Origin of the sequence: Devosia sp. Root105, assembly GCF_001424865.1 — a bacterium.
Classification (GTDB): Bacteria; Pseudomonadota; Alphaproteobacteria; order Rhizobiales; family Devosiaceae; genus Devosia_A.
In genome coordinates this window covers 401,689-419,193 of sequence record NZ_LMCR01000018.1, presented here as the reverse complement: position 1 = coordinate 419,193, position 17,505 = coordinate 401,689, and the positions used below count along the sequence as shown (strand labels likewise).

16 protein-coding genes are annotated in these 17,505 nt (G+C 67.8%); 13 read left to right on the top strand and 3 right to left on the bottom strand.

Going from position 1 to position 17,505, the window contains the following annotated elements:
* Window positions 1-4: 4 nt before the first annotated feature.
* Window positions 5-1,867, bottom strand: coding sequence for an ABC transporter ATP-binding protein (locus tag ASC68_RS22340; protein ID WP_055884333.1), 1,863 nt, complete (start codon window positions 1,865-1,867; stop codon window positions 5-7).
* A 196-nt stretch (window positions 1,868-2,063) separates the two neighbouring features.
* Between ASC68_RS22340 and ASC68_RS22335 the strand changes: the two genes are divergently transcribed.
* Window positions 2,064-2,984 (top strand): cation diffusion facilitator family transporter, encoded by a 921-nt coding sequence (locus ASC68_RS22335; RefSeq protein WP_055884330.1) that lies wholly within the window; start codon window positions 2,064-2,066, stop codon window positions 2,982-2,984.
* 216 nt (window positions 2,985-3,200) lie between these two features.
* On the opposite strand, the gene ASC68_RS22330 is transcribed toward ASC68_RS22335, so the two are convergent.
* A complete protein-coding gene (locus ASC68_RS22330; RefSeq protein ID WP_055884327.1) occupies window positions 3,201-4,097 on the bottom strand; it encodes an AraC family transcriptional regulator in 897 nt (298 codons plus the stop codon).
* 165 nt (window positions 4,098-4,262) lie between these two features.
* Between ASC68_RS22330 and ASC68_RS22325 the strand changes: the two genes are divergently transcribed.
* The 4 genes from ASC68_RS22325 to ASC68_RS22310 all read left to right on the top strand — a co-directional run bounded on the left by ASC68_RS22325 (window position 4,263) and on the right by ASC68_RS22310 (window position 7,324).
* On the top strand, window positions 4,263-4,565 hold the full coding sequence (locus ASC68_RS22325; protein WP_055884324.1) for an antibiotic biosynthesis monooxygenase family protein: 303 nt from the start codon (window positions 4,263-4,265) through the stop codon (window positions 4,563-4,565).
* A gap of 73 nt (window positions 4,566-4,638) precedes the next feature.
* A complete protein-coding gene (locus tag ASC68_RS22320) occupies window positions 4,639-5,586 on the top strand; it encodes an alpha/beta hydrolase (protein WP_055884320.1) in 948 nt (315 codons plus the stop codon).
* 11 nt (window positions 5,587-5,597) lie between these two features.
* On the top strand, window positions 5,598-6,341 hold the full coding sequence (locus tag ASC68_RS22315) for an SDR family oxidoreductase (protein ID WP_055884318.1): 744 nt from the start codon (window positions 5,598-5,600) through the stop codon (window positions 6,339-6,341).
* Between the two features lie 104 nt (window positions 6,342-6,445).
* Window positions 6,446-7,324, top strand: a complete 879-nt coding sequence (locus ASC68_RS22310) for a hypothetical protein (RefSeq protein WP_055884315.1) — start codon at window positions 6,446-6,448, stop codon at window positions 7,322-7,324.
* Here ASC68_RS22310 and ASC68_RS22305 read toward each other — a convergent pair.
* Window positions 7,284-8,180 (bottom strand): 2-dehydro-3-deoxygalactonokinase, encoded by an 897-nt coding sequence (locus tag ASC68_RS22305; RefSeq protein ID WP_055884312.1) that lies wholly within the window; start codon window positions 8,178-8,180, stop codon window positions 7,284-7,286. The genes ASC68_RS22310 and ASC68_RS22305 overlap by 41 nt on opposite strands.
* A gap of 129 nt (window positions 8,181-8,309) precedes the next feature.
* On the opposite strand from ASC68_RS22305, the gene ASC68_RS22300 reads away from it, so the two are divergent.
* From ASC68_RS22300 to ASC68_RS22265, 8 genes are all read left to right on the top strand, one after another.
* The gene (locus ASC68_RS22300) at window positions 8,310-9,236 is read left to right on the top strand and encodes a dihydrodipicolinate synthase family protein (RefSeq protein WP_055884309.1); all 927 of its coding nucleotides are present in this window, start codon (window positions 8,310-8,312) and stop codon (window positions 9,234-9,236) included.
* Entirely contained in the window at window positions 9,236-10,405 is a 1,170-nt protein-coding gene (locus ASC68_RS22295; RefSeq protein ID WP_055884306.1) for a mandelate racemase/muconate lactonizing enzyme family protein, read from the top strand. The genes ASC68_RS22300 and ASC68_RS22295 overlap by 1 nt, the downstream gene beginning before the upstream one ends.
* Before the next feature lie 27 nt (window positions 10,406-10,432).
* Complete coding sequence (locus ASC68_RS22290) at window positions 10,433-11,692, top strand: sugar ABC transporter substrate-binding protein (protein WP_055884304.1); 1,260 nt, start codon at window positions 10,433-10,435, stop codon at window positions 11,690-11,692.
* A gap of 68 nt (window positions 11,693-11,760) precedes the next feature.
* Window positions 11,761-12,717 (top strand): sugar ABC transporter permease, encoded by a 957-nt coding sequence (locus tag ASC68_RS22285; protein WP_082528383.1) that lies wholly within the window; start codon window positions 11,761-11,763, stop codon window positions 12,715-12,717.
* 13 nt (window positions 12,718-12,730) lie between these two features.
* Window positions 12,731-13,561, top strand: a complete 831-nt coding sequence (locus ASC68_RS22280; RefSeq protein ID WP_055884301.1) for a carbohydrate ABC transporter permease — start codon at window positions 12,731-12,733, stop codon at window positions 13,559-13,561.
* A gap of 4 nt (window positions 13,562-13,565) precedes the next feature.
* Window positions 13,566-14,696 carry a sn-glycerol-3-phosphate ABC transporter ATP-binding protein UgpC gene (gene ugpC, locus ASC68_RS22275; protein ID WP_055884299.1) on the top strand — a complete coding sequence of 377 codons (1,131 nt, stop codon included), beginning with the start codon at window positions 13,566-13,568 and terminating at the stop codon, window positions 14,694-14,696.
* Window positions 14,697-14,929: 233 nt separating this feature from the next.
* On the top strand, window positions 14,930-16,636 hold the full coding sequence (locus tag ASC68_RS22270) for an SMP-30/gluconolactonase/LRE family protein (RefSeq protein ID WP_055884296.1): 1,707 nt from the start codon (window positions 14,930-14,932) through the stop codon (window positions 16,634-16,636).
* Entirely contained in the window at window positions 16,633-17,385 is a 753-nt protein-coding gene (locus ASC68_RS22265; protein ID WP_055884292.1) for an SDR family oxidoreductase, read from the top strand. The genes ASC68_RS22270 and ASC68_RS22265 overlap by 4 nt, the downstream gene beginning before the upstream one ends.
* Window positions 17,386-17,505: the final 120 nt, after the last annotated feature.

The window sequence follows — 17,505 nt, the reverse complement described above, 5'->3', positions numbered from 1 at the left end:
GTCCTCACCCCGTCGCGCCGGCCCGGTGCATGGTGGCGTAGCGGCCGCCGGCGGCGATGAGTTCGGCATGGGTGCCGCGTTCGACCACGCCGCCATGCTCGATCATCACCACGCGGTCGGCGCGCTCGATCGCCGAGGTCCGGTGCGCCACCACCAGCACCGCCCGGTTGGCGGCAATCGCCGCGATGGCGTCGAGGATGCCTTCCTCGCGTTCGGCATCGAGATGCGAGGTGGCCTCGTCGAGGATGAGCAGCGGGCGATCGCGCAGCACGGCGCGGGCAATGGCGATGCGCTGCCGTTCGCCGCCGGAAAAGCGCTTGCCGCGTTGGCCGACCATGGTGCCGAGCCCCTCGGGCAGCTGCCGCAGCAGCTGGCCGAGCCCGGCCTGGTGCAGCGCGTCTGTGAGCCGCTCGTCGGTCGCATCCTCGAGGCCGTAGCGCAGGTTGTCGCGCAGCGTCGCATCGCGCAGGTAGACATCCTGGCTGACCAGCGAAACCGAGCGCCAGATATCCTCCTCGGCCAGCGCGGCGGCATCGCGCCCCTCGATCCGGACCGCACCGCTCGATGGCCGGAGCGAGCCACAGGCGAGGCTGATGATGGTCGATTTGCCCGAGCCGGAAGGCCCGGCGATCGCCAGGGTTTCGCCGCGGCGTACCGCGAACGAGATGTCACTGAGGATCCGGGCCGGCTGGTCCGTCGTGCCGGGGTTCGCCGGCTGGTCCAGCCGGGTGAGCGAGACCCCGGCGAGAAACCCGGTCATCCCGGCACTGGCGCTGGCGACATCGGACAGCGTCCTGACCGCGAGGGCGTCGCGGCCGGGATAGGTGTAGCCGACGGCCTCGAACGCCAGGACCTCCGGGGCGGGCGCCGGCTGCGCCGGCGGGCGCGCCGCGGCCGCTACCGTGGGCAGGCCGGTATTAGCCGACTGCAGCACTGCCTCGACGCGGTCGAGCCCCATGCCGGCGCGGATCAGCGGATAGCGCCGGCCCACCACTTCGCCCAGCGGCTGGCGCACCAGGCCGACGAAGAACAGGGCCGAGACGACATTGCCGATCGAGATCTGCCCGGCCGAGGCGAGCAGCACGCCGATGCCGATAAACAGCACCGTGATCAAATCGAAGCACAGCCGATAGGCCACGTTGATCACGGCGCGCCAATTGTCCATGCGCGCCGCCAGCGCCACGGATTTATCGGCCAGCGTGGCGAAGCGCTGTTCCTCGGCGCCGGTGGCGCGCGCCTGCCGGACGAGGCTCACCGCATCGCCGCTGGTGGTGCTCTCGATCTGCGCGGCGACAGCGGCGTTGATTTCGTAGGAATCCTTGATGGTGGCGTTGATCTGCCCTTCGGCGAAGCGCACCGCGAGCAGCGCGAGCGGCACCAGCGCGAAGGCGGCGAGGAACCAGGGGTTGATGAGGGCCAGCGCGATGCCGACCGCAGCGAGCCCGACCCAGCCATGCACGGTTGCCAGCGGCACGACGGTGAACAGCGGATCGACCATGCGCATGTCGTTGGTGAGGCGGCTGTTCAGCACGCCGGGGTTGATGGTGGCATAGCTCAGCATCGGCATGCGCAGCACTTCGCCATAAAGCCGCCGCGCCAGCTGCCAGGAGAGGCCATAGCCGAGGCGCGCCCCCAGGGTATTGGCCAGCACCTCCGCCAGGGCAGCGGCGATCGCCAGCCCGGCGACGAGGCCCAGCAAGGGCAGCAGCTCCATGAGCCCCGCGCCGCGCAGCGCGCCATCGATGATGCGGCCGAGCAGCAGCGGCACGCCGACCGGCAGGGCGGCCGCCAGCACGGTCGCGGCGAGGATCGGCAGCACCCGCAGCCAGTCGATCGCGAGGCCAAGCCGCAAAACTCTGCCGAACATGGTGCCGCCCCTCCCAAGGCCAGTCCTCGCCCCATGGGTGACATTGCCGCTCCGGCCGCGCAACCGGATTTCCCGCCGGTTGCAGAAGCCCTTGCAGCTATAGTGGCTAGAGGTTGTAGCGTCGGCCGGGTGTTACCGGAGATCGATCATGGCCATGGGTTGCGCCGAACGTCTTGCCGTCGCGGGGAGGGGCTGAATGGGAGCTGGACACAGCCATGGGGCCACGCGCCCGGCGAGCGGTTCGGCCGGGGCGCGGCATCGCCGTAACCTCGTCATCGCGCTGGGGCTGACGACCGCCTACCTCATTGCCGAAGTGGTCGGGGCGCTGATCTCGGGGAGCCTCGCGCTCCTCGCCGACGCCGCGCATATGCTCACCGATGTGGGCGGCATGGCGCTGGCGCTGCTGGCGATCTGGTTCGCGGCGCGGCCGCCGAACGCATCGAAGACCTATGGGTACTTGCGCACCGAAGTGCTGGCGGCGCTCGGCAATGCGGTGGTGCTGCTCGTCCTCGCCATCTACATCCTCTACGAGGCCTATGAGCGCCTGCTGGCGCCGCCCGAGGTGCTGTCGACGCCGATGCTGATCGTCGCGGTGATCGGCCTTGTGGTGAACCTCGTCAGCATGCGGCTGCTGGCTGCCGGCTCGAAGGAAAGCCTCAACCTGAAGGGCGCCTATTTCGAGGTGCTGGCCGATATGCTGGGCTCGATCGGCGTCATCGTTTCGGCGCTGCTCATCATGTTCACCGGCTGGACCCTGGCCGATCCGCTCATCGGGGCGGCGATTGGGCTGTTCATCGTGCCGCGCACCTGGGCGCTGCTGAAGCACGCGGTGAATATCCTGCTCGAAGGCACGCCGGCCGGCTTCGATCTCGGCGGGCTCGATGCCGCCCTGCGGGCGCTGCCCGATGTCACCGACGTGCACGACCTGCATGTGTGGACCATCACTTCGGGCGTCGATGCGATGAGCGGGCACCTCGTGATCGGCGACGGCGCCGACCAGCAGGCGCTGCTGGTCGCGGCCCGCGAGCTGCTGCACGAGCAGTTCGGCATTTCGCACTCGACCATCCAGATCGAAACGACAGCCAGCCGTGCCGGGGAGGCGGAGATGCCGGTTTAGGGGGTGGCTTGAACGGCGGCCCTCTCCCGCCTGCGGGGGAGGGGGGACCACGCGAAAGTGTGGTGGGAGGGGGGTGCCCCACGCTCGGACAGTGGGCGGCCGGGGCAGGCTCAGGGCCCCCCTCCCACCACGCTTTCGCGTGGTCCCCCCGCGGTGAGGGCCTCCGGCCCTCATCCGCCGACCCCGTAAACGGGAGAGGGCCGCCGACTGCACCATCTACACCAGCGACGCCATACCCCGCGCCTCGCCGCGCAGGCGCTGGGCGTCCTGGCTGGGTGGGGCGCCGAACTGGCGGCGGTATTCGCGGCTGAACTGCGAGGGGCTGTCATAGCCGACGCGAAAGCCGATGCCGGCGACGTCATCGGGGGAAGCGGCGAGCTGCAGCCGGGCCTGCTGCAGCCGGATCTGCTTCTGGAACTGGATCGGGCTCATCGCCGTCACGGCCTGGAAATTGCGATAGAAGGCCGAGGGGCTCATGCCGCAGATTTCCGCCACGTCCTCGACCCGGAAAGCGCTGGCATGGTGCTCGCGGATCCAGCGCACGGCGCGGGCGATGTGGCTGAGATGGCTGTCGGCGAGGCCGAGCTGGCGTACCGTCGCCCCCTGTTCGCCGACGATCAGCCACCAGAGGATTTCGCGCTTGATTGATGGCGCCAGCACGGCGAGATCGCGCGGCCGGTCGAACAGCCGCAGCAGCCGCAATACCGCATCGAGCAGCTCGGTGGGGGCGGCGGAGACGATCAGGCCGGAGGGCACGCCGCTGGGCCGGCCGAGGCTCTCCGAGCCGGCTTCGAGCAGCAGTTCGGCGATGCTGGGCGGATGCAGCACCATGCCGAAGCCGCGGGCCGGGTGCTCGGGGCTAGCGTCGACGAACTGGCCGCTGATCGGCAGGTCAACCGAAGCAACAAGATATTGGCCGGCACCGTAGCGATAGAGCCGGTCGCCCAGCGCCAGGCGTTTTTCGCCCTGGGCGATCAGCGCCAGCACCGTGCCGGTGGTCGAGTGTTCCTCGATCGAGGCGTTGTGTTCGGCGAGCAGTACGCCCTCGACCGGGGTCGAGGCATCGGGCCGGGCGTGGCGGGCGATCAGGGTGTTGAGTTCATCGATCTGCATGGAGCTTGAGTAACAGCGGAGAAGGCTGAGTTCAAACGATTCTCTCGATGATGGTAGGATCGTGCAAGTCGTCGATAGCCCTGTGATACCGCCCCGGATGCTGGAAATGGTTTGGTGTCGTTGCCGCCGAGCACTGGGCGTGCCGGCAACGAAAGGACACTCGAAATGACCAGCAAGCACGGTTTCCACGCCGCAATGACCGCCCAGCCGGGGAAGGGCGACGAACTCGTCGCACTGCTCGAACGGGCTCCCTCGCTCGAGCATGACGACTGCCTCGTCTTCCTGATCGGCCGCTCGGCCAGCAACCCGGACCTGGTGTTCGTCACCGAAGGCTGGAGCAGCGCGGAAGCGCATGGCCGCTTCTTCGGCAGCGACGTAGCGAAGGCCTATACCGCCGAGTTCGGTCCGCTGGTCGCCGACAGCGCCTACACCGACGAAGTGCCGCTGGGCGGCAAAGCCGTCCTCTAGCTCCCCTATTCACCGCGACGCCCGCACACGCCCATCGGCGTCGTGGCATCGCCTTGCCCAAAGGAACCCTCCCATGACCACGTCCCGCCCTGCACTGGACCCCGAACTGGCCCGGCTATTGGCAGAGTTGCCGGCGGCGCCGGCGCTCGATGCCGAGAGCCTGCCGCTGCTGCGCCAATACAAGCTGCCGGCCGAAGCCTTCATCGAGGGCCGCTCGATCGAACGGCGCGAGCTGACTGTCACCGCTGCCGATGGCGCCGAACTGCCGCTGTCGATGTTCCGCCCGGCCGGGCTCGAGGCGGCGGCGCCCTGCATCTACTGGCTGCATGGCGGCGGCATGGTGATGGGCGACCGCTTCGCCAATCTCGATATTCCGCTTGATTGGCTCGAGCGCTTCGGCGCCGTGGTGGTGACGCTGGACTATCGGCTGGCGCCTGAGGCCAAGGGCGCGACCCCGGTCGAGGATTGCTACGCCGGCCTCGTCTGGGTCGCCGCGCACGCCACTGAGCTCGGCATCGATCCCAGGCGGCTGATCGTTGCCGGGGCCAGCGCCGGTGGCGGCCTCACTGCCGGCATGACGCTGCTGGCGCGCGACCGGGGCGGCCCGGCGATTGCCGCGCAGGTGCTGATCTGCCCGATGCTCGACCATCGCAATGACAGCGTCTCGAGCCGGCAATTTGCCGAGGGGCCCGCCACCTGGACGCGCGCCGCCAATACCTTCGGCTGGCAGGCGCTGCTCGGCGCCGCCACCGAAGTGCCGGCCTATGTGTCGCCGGCGCTGGCGGCCGATCTCGGCGGGCTGCCGCCGAGCTTCATCGATACCGGCTCGGCCGAACTGTTCCGCGACGAGGACACAGCCTTCGCGAGCCGGATCTGGGCGGCCGGCGGCGAAGCCGAGCTGCATGTCTGGCCCGGCGGCTTTCACGGTTTCGACGCGCTGTTCCCCACGGCGCGGCTGTCGCTCATCGCCCGGCAGACGCGCAGCGCCTGGCTCGGCCGCATTCTCAACTCCAGCAACTGAAGGAGAGTTTCATGAACACCATTCTCATCACCGGCGCCTCTTCGGGCTATGGCCGCGAGACCGCCCGCCACTTTCACGCCGCGGGCTGGAACGTCATCGCCACGATGCGGAAGCCCGAGCCGGGCATCCTGCCCAAGTCGGAGCGGATGCGGCTGCTGCCGCTCGAGGTCACCGACGCCGCCAGCATTGCCGCCTGCATCGCAGCGGCCGGGCCGATCGACGTCCTGGTCAACAATGCCGGAGTCGGCCTGGGCGGCGCCTTCGAGATCGCGCCGCTCAACGATATCCGCCGCATCTTCGAGACCAACACTTTTGGGGTGATGGCGATGACCCAGGCGGTGCTACCGGGCATGCGCGAGCGCGGCAGCGGCACGCTGGTCAACGTCACCTCCTCGGCAACGCTGGGCGCTTTCCCGTTCTCGGCGCCCTACACCGCGAGCAAGATGGCGATCGAGGGGTTTTCGCAGGCCCTGGTGCCCGAACTCGCGCCGTTCGGCCTGCGGGTGAAGCTGGTGGAGCCCGGTCTCGGGGTCAGCACGCGCTTCGCGCAGAACTCGGCCTTCGACTTCGCTGCGCAGGTTCCGCCGGCCTACGCGGCCCACGCCACGGCAGTGTTCAGCGCCCGCCCTGAAGTGACCACCAGCGAAAGCGATGTCGCGGAAGGGGTGTGGCGCGCCGTGCACGATACCACCGGGCAGCTGCGCTTTCCGGCCGGCGCCGACGCGCTTGCGCTCTGGGAGCGGCGGTCCTGGTGAGAGCAGGGCCCCCGGGGTTCATCGCGATCTGCCACTTGGCTTGTCGCCCGTTACGCCTTCAATTGCGGGCGCGAGAAACCAGGAATCAGACGGGGTAACCTTCGGTGGGATCGATCGAGCTCCAGGCCAATGAGCTGGCCGCCAGCATTTCTGCTGTCGGTGCGGAGCTCATATCCCTGAGGCATCGCCAGGTCGGGGAGTTCATCTGGCAGGCGCAGTCGGAGGCGTGGCGGCGCAGCGCGCCGGTGCTGTTCCCGGTGGTCTCGCATTATCCACGCGGCCTGGTGCTGCTCGGTGATACCCCGATGGACCTGCCACCGCATGGTTTTGCGCCGGGCAGCGGATTTGACGTGCTGGAGGCGGCGCGAGACGCCTGCCGGTTGCGCTTGCGATCGTCGCCGGAGACCCTGGCGACGTTCCCCTACGCCTTCGAGCTGAGCGTCGATTTCGCGCTCGACGCCGAGGGACTGACGCAGGTGATGCGGGTGCACAACCCGGATGCCGAGGCCGAACTGCCCTACATGCTGGGGGCCCACCCGGGCTTCAACTGGCCGCTGCCGGGGGCGGGGCGGCGCGAGGCGCATCGGCTGCATTTCGACGCGGTGGAGGCCGGAGAGACGCAGCCGCTCGGCGCCGCGCCGGTCCCTCGCTACAGCTTTGACGGGCGCGTCGCCGTGCCATCCGACATCGACTTTTCGACCGCCCATGGCATGCCCGATATCGCCAGCCGTTCGGTGCGGTTCGGCACCGAGGTGACGCATATGACGCTCGATTTCGACGGCTTCGCACAGTTTGCGCTGTGGAGCCGGGGCGTGGCGCCGTTCCTCTGTCTCGAGCCGTGGAGCGATATGCCGATCGCCATTACCGAGCCCCGGCAGTTCGCCACCCTGCCAGGGGTTTCGCGGTTGCCGCCGGGCGCCAGCCGCAGCTACCGGCTGCGCTTCACCCCGGGAGGAGCGCAGGTGCGGGAAGGGCGGCGATAAGGCCGCCGATATCGATCCGCGCCGATGCGGCGGCGATGCCGCGCCGGCGGAGGGCCGTCAGGTAGCGGACGGCATCGGGGCTGCTGCCGGCGACCAGAACGGGCACTGATCCCAGCGACCACTCCGCCTCGGCTTCGAGGATTTCGGCGCCGGTGACGAGGCCGGCGATGTAGCCGGCAATATCCTCGCGCGGCAGGCGCTCGAACAGCACCAGGCTGCGGGCGGAGAACAACCGTCGCAGCAGGCCGCCGGCAATCTCGCTGCTCCATGCCGTCGCCAGACCTCGCTCGAACCCGGGTTCGGTGATCGCCGCGGTTTCGGGAATCAGCCGGCTGATCAGCGAGTCGCGGCGCAGCAGCGCGGCGGCCTCGCCGCCCATATAGGTGGCGAGGCGCGTGATGCGGCCGGCTTCGACGGCGACATATTTGGTGTGAGCGCCCGGCAGGATGACGGTGGCGGCCGGGTGCGCTCCGGCTGCGGCGATGGCCTTGAGCTCCTCGCCACGCATCACATCGGGCAGCGGATCGTCGACACTGACGCCGCTGAGAAACAGCAGCGGCAGGCCGTCGACAACAAGCCGTTTCCCTTGCGCGGCGATTTCCGCCAACCCCGCGGGAGCCGGCGCGAAGCTGGTCTCGAGCCAGCCGCCCCGTCCGGTGATCATTCCCGCGAGATAGGCGTGCGTGGCGCGATGACGCCAGTCGGCCGGGATCAGCTCGCGGAAGCGGGCCTCGAAGGCTCCGTCCTTCACCTGGTTGACGCCGAGCGGCTGACGGATCTCGGCCACCACCGCCCCGGCCGCGTCGATCAGGTCGGCGGCGAAACTCACTGATGTCCACTCCACATAAATCTGCATCGGATCCCCGTTCTGCTGGTCGGCGCGATCAGCAACTTCGTCACGCGCCCTTGACCGCTAGCACGGCCCGTGGCATCAGTTCCATATTAAAGAAAGTAGTTCCAACATATGGAACTAAGGGAGTTGAGGATGCTTGAGGGAGTGCTGCCGGTCCTGCCGACGCCGTTCGACGCGTCGGGGCAGATCGATGAGGCCGGCATGGCGCGGGTGACCGAGTTCGCACTCGATGCGGGTGCGGATGGCGTGGTGTTCCCGGGCGTCGCCAGCGAGTTCGACCACCTGAGCGCCGCCGAGCGCGAGACGCTGGTGCGGATCGTCGGCCGTACACTCGGTGGCCGCCGTCCGCTCATCGTCGGCGCCAGCGCCGCAACTCCCGAGGAAGTCATCGCCTTCTGCCGCATCGGCAAGGCGGCTGGCGCGACGGCCGCCATGGTCATGGCCCCGGCCTCGGTCGGCGCCGATCCCGCTCGCCTCGTTGCCTTTTTCGGCACTGTCGCGGCCGAGGCCGGTATCGACATCATCCTGCAGAACGCACCGGCGCCGGTGGGCAGCGGCCTGCCGGTCGCGGCCATCGCCGAGGTGGTTCGCGCCGTGCCGGCCATCCGCTACGTCAAGGAAGAGACGCTCCCGTCGGGCCCCCGCATCACCGCCTTGCTCGAAGCCGTCGGCGACCGGCTCGACGGCGTCATGGGCGGGGGCGGCGCCCGCTATGTCTATGACGAGCTCGAGCGGGGCGCAGTGGCGCTGATGCCGGCAGCCGAGATCACCGATCTCCACGCCGCGCTGTTCCGGGCCTATCGCCGTGGCGACCTCGGTGGGGCGCGTGAGCTCTACATCCGCTCGCTGCCGCTGCTGCTGGTGCAGATGATCTACCGGATGTCGCTGACCAAGGAAGTGCTGATGCGCCGCGGCATCTTCACCAGCTCCGGCGTGCGGGCTCCGCTGCCCAAGTTCGACGCTCACGGCCTCGCCGAGATCGACATGATGATTGCCGAGATCGCCGACCTGCTGCCGGTCGGCGCCGCGCCGAAACTGCCTGCCCTGGGAGATGCATGATGACGAGCCGCATCAAATCGGTCGAGAGTTTCACCATCCAGATCGACCGGCAGGACGAGCCCTATCTGGGCGGCCCCAAGAACGGTGAGTCCGCCAACGAGGCCGGCTATTTCGTCCGGGCCGAAAACCGGACGGTGTACCCGACCAAGGACCGCACGGTGCTCTGCCGCATCGAGACGGTCGATGGCACGGTGGGCTGGGGCGAGACCTATGGCATCGTCGCCCCGGGCGCGGTGCGGGCTATCATCGATGACCTCTTGTCGACCTTCCTCGTCGGTCGCGACCCATTCGATGTCGCGGTGATCTACGAAGACCTTTACGACCTGCAACGCGTCCGCGGCCAGCACAGTGGCTATACCCATGATGCGTTGGCGGCGGTGGATATCGCGCTGTGGGATATCTGCGGCAAGCTCCGCAACGCCCCGATCGCCAAGCTGCTGGGCGGGGCGCGCCGCACCGAGGTGCCGGCCTATGTTTCCGGCCTGCCGGGCGAGACGCTGGCCGACCGGGCGAAGTTCGCCGTCAGCTGGCTCGAGCGCGGCTTCACCCAGTTCAAGTTCGCCTCGCCGCATGCCGAGAGCGGCGTGGTCGAGGAGTTCCGGGTGCTGCGCGAGGCGCTCGGCCCCAAGCCGATGATCGCGGCGGACCTGCACTGGACCTTGACCGACGTCGAGACGGTGGCGCTGGCGCATAAGTGCCTGCCTTACGATCCCTGGTTCCTCGAAGCGGTGTGCAAACCCGAGGATATCGAGGGCATCGGCCGGGCGGCCGAGCATTCGCCGGTGCCGATCGCGGCGGGCGAGGAATGGCGCAACGTCTTTGATCTGCGCGCCCGGCTCGAAGCCGGGCCGCTGGCCATCGTGCAGCCGGAGATGGGGCACACCGGGATCACGGCGTTCCACCGCATGGGCCTCTTGGCCCAGGCGCATCACCGCCAGATCATCCCGCATGCCACCATCGGCACGGGCATCTTTCTCGCCGCCAGCCTGCAGGTCAGCGCGACGCTGCAGAACCTCAGGGGTCACGAATTCCAGCACTCGGTGATGGCGCGCAACGCGCCTTACGTCGAGACGGCGCTCGAGGTGCGGGAGGGCAAATACCTGGTGCCCGACAAGCCCGGCCACGGCGCCGAGCCATCGGCCCGGGCGCTGGCCACGATGGTCAAATAACACGTCACATTTGGGAGGATATTGACGATGAAGCTTTCGAAAACACTTGCCGCGCTGCTCTTGGCCGGCATCGTCGCGCTACCGGGGCTCGCCGCTGCCGAAACGCGGCTGAACTTCGTGTCCTGGCAGAAGGGCGAGAAGGGCTATGGCGATTGGTGGCAGGCCGTCATCGACGAGTTCGAGACGACCCATCCGGACGTCAAGATCGATTTCACGCTGATGCCACGCGACGGCTATTCGGACGCGATGATCACCCAGTTCGCCGCCGGCTCGGCGCCCGACATCGTGCATCTCACCTCGTTCGAATATGTCACCTTCGCCGAGAACGGCTGGCTCGAGGACCTGGGCCCGTGGATCGAGAAATCGGGCATGGACCTCAACGGCTGGGCGGGCCAGAGCGTCTGCGAATGGGACGGCAAGACCCAGTGCATCATGATGCTCTATTTCGGGTACATCATGGCCTATAACGAGCAGATCCTCGCCGAGGCCGGCATCACCGAGCCGCCCAAGACCTGGGAAGAGTTCCTCGCGGCGGCCCGCGCCACCACCATCGATCGCGATGGCGACGGCATCAAGGATGTCTACGGCACCGGCGTGCACATGGTCTCGGCCAATTCCGGCTGGACCAACGACATGCTGATCTACGTGCTGTCGGCCGGCGGCCGCTGGACCAACAATGAAGGCAAGGTCACCATCAACACCCCCGAGACCATCGAGGGGATCAACCGCTGGCGCACCCTGGTGGACGAGGGTCTGGTGCCTCCGGGTGGGGCCGAGCTCGACCAGCTGTTCATCGAAGGCAAGGTCGCCATGCGCCTCAACGGCCCGTGGATCAACGCCTTCCTGCAAAAGGCCGATCCGGCGATCCAGCCGCACCTGAAATACGCGGCCTCGCCGATGCAGCCGCCGCTGGGTGGGGCGTCCAATGTGCTGACCCTGGCGGCCGAGACGCCGCAGGAAAAGAAGGAACTGGCCTGGGAGTTCATCCAGCTCGCTACCAGCCAGAAGTTCCAGGAGCTCTATTCCGAGCTCGGCGCCTCCCCGGCGCCGCGCCCGGGCGCCGTCGGCCCGGCCTCGTTCGAGAAGGTGCCGCACATGCAGCTGTTGATCGATGCGACCAACGCTGCTTCGGCTGCCGGTGTCGACCGCATGCCCAAGGGGCTCGAAGCGCAGAACAACGAGTTCACCAAGCTGGCGGCCGAGCAGTTCCAGCGCATGATTATCGAGAAGCTGCCGACCGAAGCCGTCGCCGCGACCGTGCAGGCCGAAGCCGAAGCGCTGCAGTAGCGACAGGCGGGCCGCGCACTGGCAGGTGCGCGGCCCGCTTCCAGTCATCTTGAGGAGGAGAGGCTGATATGACCGACCTGACCCAGCCGCGCCCGGTGACGGCGCCGGTGCGCCGCAGTTCCGGCTTGTTCGGCATTGACCTCGCGAGCCCGCGCCACGCCAGAAAGCTCGGCTACCTGCTGCTGCTGCCGGCGGTGCTGCTGATCCTCGGCATCCTCGTCTACCCCATGCTGCTCGCCATCGAGATCAGCTTTCACGACGTGAAGTTCGCGACGCTCAGCTTCGGCGCCAGCGAATATACGCTCAAGAACTACGTCAAACTGTTCGCTTCGAGCGATTTCTGGAACGCCATCGGCGTCAGCGCCAAATTGCTGGTGGTGGTGACCAGCATCTCGATGCTGGTGGGGCTCGGCGCGGCCTTGCTGGTCAACCAGCAGTTCCGCGGCCGCGGCGTCGCCCGCATGCTGATCGCGCTGCCCTGGGCCATTCCCGAAGTGGTGGCGGTGATCACCTGGCTGTGGATCCTCGATGCCTCGTTCGGCGTGCTCAACTGGATGCTGCTCAAGCTCGGGGTGATCGGCCTGCCGATCTCCTGGCTCAACCAGCCGCTGCCGGCCTTTTCGGCGGTCACCATGGTGATGGTGTGGAAGGGCTTCCCGTTCATTTCCATCATGATCCTCGCGGGCCTGCAGTCGATCCCCGAGGAATATTACCAGGCGGCCCGCGTCGACGGCGCCAATGTGTGGAAGCGCTTCATCTGGATCACGCTGCCCTGCCTGATGCCGGTGCTCGGGGTGTCGCTGGTGCTGACCGTGCTCTGGGTATTCCGCGACTTCTCGATCATCAACGTCTTGACCGGCGGTGGTCCGGTGGGCGCCACCGAGACGCTCGCCATCATGACCTATGAGGAAGCCTTCTCGTTCTTCCGCATGGGCTACGCCTCGGCGCTCGGCGTGGTGACGCTGGTCATCTGCGCGCTGATCAGCGCCTTCCTGGTCAAAAAGACCAGCCACGCCGTGTTCTGAGGGAGGGGGCTCGATGAAACGCAAGCTCTGGCAATCCATCCTGCTCTACGCGACGGTGATCGTCGCCTGCGCCGTGGTGCTGTTCCCGGTCTACTGGATGGTGGTCACCTCGCTGCAGCCGCCCGGGTCGCTCCGCGCCTACCCGCCGCATTTCCTGCCGCCCGACCCGCAATGGCAGACCTATATCCGGCTGTTCATCGAGACCGACATCCTGCGCTGGATGGCCAACTCGGCCATCGTCGCCGTCACCGCCACCGGCATCTCGATGGTGGCCGCGGTGCTGGCCGGCTACAGCCTGTCGCGCTACCAGACCAAGAGCAGCGAGAATGTCGGCCTGTTCATCCTGATGAGCAAGATGCTGCCGGCCACCATGCTGATCATCCCCTTGTTCGGCATCATGCGCTCGCTGGGCCTGATGGGTTCGCTCTGGTCGCTGATCTTTGCGCATGCGACGGCGATCGTGCCGTTCGCCACCTGGATGCTGAAGGGGTATTTCGACTCCATTCCCAACGAGCTCGAGCAGGCGGCGCAGGTCGATGGCTGCACGCCCTGGGGGGCGCTGTTCCGGGTCATCCTGCCGGTGGCCGCGCCGGGGCTCGCCGCCACCTCGCTCTATGGGTTCGTCCTGAGCTGGGCCGATTATCTGTTCGCCCGCACCTTCCTTGCCAACAATGCCGACAGCTGGACGGTTAACCTCGGCATCGCCACCTTCAAGGGCGAGTACCAGACCGACTGGAACCTGGTGATGGCGGCCTCGCTGCTGGCCGCGCTGCCGATCATGATCGCCTACCTCTTCCTGCAACGCTTTCTCGTCGGCGGCATGACCGCAGGCGCGGGGAAATAGTCCGATGGCCGATATCCAGATCCAGAACCTCAACAAGCGCTACGGCACCTTCCAGGCGCTCCACGACATGTCGCTGGACGTCAAGGACGGCGAGTTCATCGTCTTTGTCGGCCCCTCGGGCTGCGGCAAGTCGACGGCGCTGAAGATCCTCGCGGGGCTCGAGGCGGCCAGCACCGGCAGCATCATCATCGGCGGCGAGGATGTGACCGAGCTGGCGCCGGCCAAGCGCGACATCGCCATGGTGTTTCAGAACTACGCGCTCTACCCGCATCTGACGGTGCGGCAGAATATCGGCTTCGGCCTGATGATGCGCGGCACCGACAAAAAGCAGATCAACCAGCGCGTCGAGCGGGCAGCCCAGGCGCTCGAAATCAGCGACCTCCTGGAGCGTCGCCCCAAGGCCCTGTCAGGTGGGCAACGGCAGCGCGTGGCGCTGGGCCGGGCGATTGTGCGCGAGCCGCGGGTGTTCCTGATGGACGAGCCGCTATCCAACCTCGACGCCGCCCTGCGGGTGCAGATGCGGGCCGAAATCACCGCGCTGCAGCGGCGCATCGGCGTCACCACCATCTATGTCACGCACGACCAGACCGAGGCCATGACCATGGCCGACCGCATCGTCATCATGCGCAAGGGCGTGGTGCAGCAGATCGGCTCGCCCGACGCGCTGTTCAATCACCCGGCCAATATGTTCGTCGCCGGCTTCATCGGTTCGCCGGCGATGAACTTCCTCAGCGGCAAGGTGCAGCGCGACGATCGGGGCCTTAATATCGATGCCGGCGGCCTCAGGCTGCCGGTGGCCGAGGCGGCGGCGGCCTATCTCGGCAAGACCGTGATCTGCGGCATCCGCCCGGAATCGCTGGACCTGGCGCGGGGCGATGCGCCGGCGCTGGAGATCACCCCGACGCTGGTTGAGAGCTTGGGCACCGAGGCCTATGTGCATTTCAAGCTGCCCGGACAGCAGGTCGCGACCGCGGTGGCGGGCGAGCACGAGCACCAGCCGCTCGGCAACGGCACGCTGATCGCCCGGCTCTATGATGTCGGCACACCGCTTTCCGGGGGGACAATCCGGCTGGGCCTGAAGCCGCAGGCTTCCGTCCACCTGTTCGACCCGGCTACAGAACAGGCAATCAGCTAGAGCATTTCACAGATGACTGGAACCACACTCGATGTCATCCCTGCGAAAGCAGGGACCCAACTCGCCGCAGCGCAAATGGACAGATGGGTCCCAGCTTTCGCTGGGATGACAGCCGGCGGGTGGGTCAAAGGGCCGAGCCTGGCCGCCATGCCGATGCTGCCGATCGTTAAATGATCTAGAGCGCTTTCAGGAAAGCGCGACAAACCAAAAGCGCTGTCAGCGCTGGAGCCGGGATGCCGATCGACGCAAAACAACTGGGCGGGCATGAGATGCCCATGGGCACCTCGGCCCTGGGCAAGGGGCTCTATGTGCTCGACCTGCTCGGCGAGGTCGAGCGGCCACAGCGCTTCACCCAGTTGCTCAAGCTCACCGGCTTTCCCAAGGGGACGCTGCACCGCATCCTCGAAGCGCTGATGGAGTTCCGGCTGATCCGCTTCAACGAGGCGGACCAGACCTACCGGCTGGGGCCGCGGCTGTTCGAACTGGCGCACAAGGTGTGGGACGAGTTCGACCTCCGGGGCGCCGCCGCCCCCGAACTCGATCGCCTCGCCGATCTCACCCACGAGACGGTGTCGCTGTGCGAGATCGAGAGTGGCGCGATCCTCTATATCGACCGGCGGCTGGGGGCGGATGCGTTCGGCTTCCGCATCGAGGTGGGGCGTCGCGCCCCGTTGCACTGCACCTCGGGCGGCAAGGCGCTGCTGGCCTTCCTCGCGCCGCATCGCCAGCATGAACTGATTGCGGAACTGCGCAATTCCGGCGATCCGACCAAGATTCCGCCGGACGAGCCGGGGCTCCTGGCCGATCTCGGGCTCACGCGGGCCCGGGGCTATGCGCTGTCGATCGAGGAACACGTCGCGGGCGTGGTGTCGGTGGCGGCGCCGGTGCTCGACCATCGGCATGAACCGATCGCGGCGATCGGCGTCTCCGGTCCGCGCGAACGCATCAGCGTCGAGCGCCTGCACACGATCGGCCGCGACCTGATGGAGGCCGCCCGCCGCATTTCGGGCAATGTCGGAGCCACAGCCATGAGCATCAATGCCCCGGACCGGCCGCGCACGGCGGTTACGGCCAATGCCGAGTGCGTCTTGCCGGTGGCGGCGCATCTGGGCGAGGGGCCGATGTGGAGCGCGGTGGACAGCCGCCTCGTCTGGCTCGATATCCTCGCGCCGGCGGTGCATGTGTTCGATCCGGCAAGCGGAGAGGATAGCACCACCAAGGTGTCGCGCATGGTCACCGCCATCGCCCCGCGCGCCGCCGGCGGCTATGCGGTGATGACGCAGAACGGCCTTGAACTGCTCGACATTGCCACGGGCGAGCTGACGCCGGTGGTGGACCCGGAAGCCGATATCGAGACCAACCGCTTCAACGACGCCAAATGCGACCGTCGCGGGCGGTTCTGGGCCGGCTCGATGGCCCTCGATGCGTCGCGGCCGGCCGGCTCGCTCTATTCGATCGAGGCGGATGGCAAGTGGCGGCGGCACGACACCGGCTTTACCGTCTCGAACGGCATGGGCTGGAGCCCGGATGACCGGCTGATGTATTTCGTCGACTCGGCTGAGGGCTGTGTCTTTGCCTATGACTTCGACATCGAGGCCGGCACCCTGTCGAACCGCCGCAGCGTGATCCAGATCCCGCCGGTCGAAGGCAAGCCCGACGGCCTCACAGTCGATGCCGAGGGCTATATCTGGGTGGCGGTGTGGGACGGCTGGGCGGTGCGCCGCTATGCCCCGGACGGCCGGCTGGACCGGGTCGTCGGCGTACCGGTGCCGCGTCCTTCGAGCTGCTGCTTCGGCGGCGACAGGCTCGAGACGCTCTACATCACCTCGGGCCGCATCCGCCTCGCCGAGCGCATGCTGGTGGAGGCGCCGCTGTCGGGCGGCATCTTCGCCATCGCCGCGGGCGTGCGTGGGCAGCCGAGCGGGACGTTCGGCCGATGAGCCTGACCAACCGCTACCCCAGTCTTGCCGGCCGTCCGGTGCTGATCACCGGCGCCGGCGCCGGTATCGGCCGCGCCATGGCGCTGGCCTTTGCGGGGCAGGGCGCCCTTATGGGGCTGATCGACCGCGACGCGGCCGGGCTCGAACGCACGGCCGGGATGATCGACGGCACGGTCGCGACCCGGGTTGCCGATGTGACCGATATCGAGGCGCTGCGTAGCGCCATTGCGGCGATACGAGCCGAGCTCGGGCCGATCCGCATCCTCGTCAACAATGCCGGCAGCGATACCCGGCACGACTTCCGCACCATCACCCCGGACTATTGGGACGACCGCATGGCGACGAACCTGCGGCATCTCGCCTTTGCGGCCCAGGCGGTGACGCCGGACATGGAGGGCGCCGGCGGCGGCGTCATCATCAACCTCGGCTCGACTTCGTGGATGCAGGGCGCCGCGGGCCTCATCGCCTATGGCACGGCGAAGGCGGCGATCGGGGGCTTCACCCAGTGCCTCGCCCGCGACCTCGGCGAGGCAGGGATCCGCGTCATGTGCATCGCACCGGGGCGGACGGTGGTCGAACGAACGGCGACCGATCCCGCCTATGTGGCCGAAACCATCGGGCGGCAGGCCGTCAAGCACCTGGTAAAGGCCGAGGACATTGCGAGCCTCGCGCTGTTCCTCTGTTCCGACGATGCCCGCATCCTCTCGGGCCAGACCATCATCGCCGACGGCGGCCACCTGATGCGGTAGGGGCTGATGCGGCTCTCGCAGGTGCGTTCGCCACCGCACGCGCCTAAACGCGATGTCTCCCGGCGAAAGCGGGGACCTCGCGGCGAGGGGCTTTTGCCCTCGTCCCCCATCCATCCCACC

What these genes read in the sequence shown, in the direction of transcription:
- ASC68_RS22340 (WP_055884333.1), bottom strand. Translation starts at nt 1,867, where the DNA reads ATGTTCGGCAGAGTTTTGCGGCTTGGCCTCGCGATCGACTGGCTGCGG.
- ASC68_RS22335 (WP_055884330.1), top strand. Translation starts at nt 2,064, where the DNA reads ATGGGAGCTGGACACAGCCATGGGGCCACGCGCCCGGCGAGCGGTTCG.
- ASC68_RS22330 (WP_055884327.1), bottom strand. Translation starts at nt 4,097, where the DNA reads ATGCAGATCGATGAACTCAACACCCTGATCGCCCGCCACGCCCGGCCC.
- ASC68_RS22325 (WP_055884324.1), top strand. Translation starts at nt 4,263, where the DNA reads ATGACCAGCAAGCACGGTTTCCACGCCGCAATGACCGCCCAGCCGGGG.
- ASC68_RS22320 (WP_055884320.1), top strand. Translation starts at nt 4,639, where the DNA reads ATGACCACGTCCCGCCCTGCACTGGACCCCGAACTGGCCCGGCTATTG.
- ASC68_RS22315 (WP_055884318.1), top strand. Translation starts at nt 5,598, where the DNA reads ATGAACACCATTCTCATCACCGGCGCCTCTTCGGGCTATGGCCGCGAG.
- ASC68_RS22305 (WP_055884312.1), bottom strand. Translation starts at nt 8,180, where the DNA reads ATGCAGATTTATGTGGAGTGGACATCAGTGAGTTTCGCCGCCGACCTG.
- ASC68_RS22300 (WP_055884309.1), top strand. Translation starts at nt 8,310, where the DNA reads ATGCTTGAGGGAGTGCTGCCGGTCCTGCCGACGCCGTTCGACGCGTCG.
- ASC68_RS22295 (WP_055884306.1), top strand. Translation starts at nt 9,236, where the DNA reads ATGACGAGCCGCATCAAATCGGTCGAGAGTTTCACCATCCAGATCGAC.
- ASC68_RS22290 (WP_055884304.1), top strand. Translation starts at nt 10,433, where the DNA reads ATGAAGCTTTCGAAAACACTTGCCGCGCTGCTCTTGGCCGGCATCGTC.
- ASC68_RS22285 (WP_082528383.1), top strand. Translation starts at nt 11,761, where the DNA reads ATGACCGACCTGACCCAGCCGCGCCCGGTGACGGCGCCGGTGCGCCGC.
- ASC68_RS22280 (WP_055884301.1), top strand. Translation starts at nt 12,731, where the DNA reads ATGAAACGCAAGCTCTGGCAATCCATCCTGCTCTACGCGACGGTGATC.
- ugpC (WP_055884299.1), top strand. Translation starts at nt 13,566, where the DNA reads ATGGCCGATATCCAGATCCAGAACCTCAACAAGCGCTACGGCACCTTC.
- ASC68_RS22270 (WP_055884296.1), top strand. Translation starts at nt 14,930, where the DNA reads ATGCCGATCGACGCAAAACAACTGGGCGGGCATGAGATGCCCATGGGC.
- ASC68_RS22265 (WP_055884292.1), top strand. Translation starts at nt 16,633, where the DNA reads ATGAGCCTGACCAACCGCTACCCCAGTCTTGCCGGCCGTCCGGTGCTG.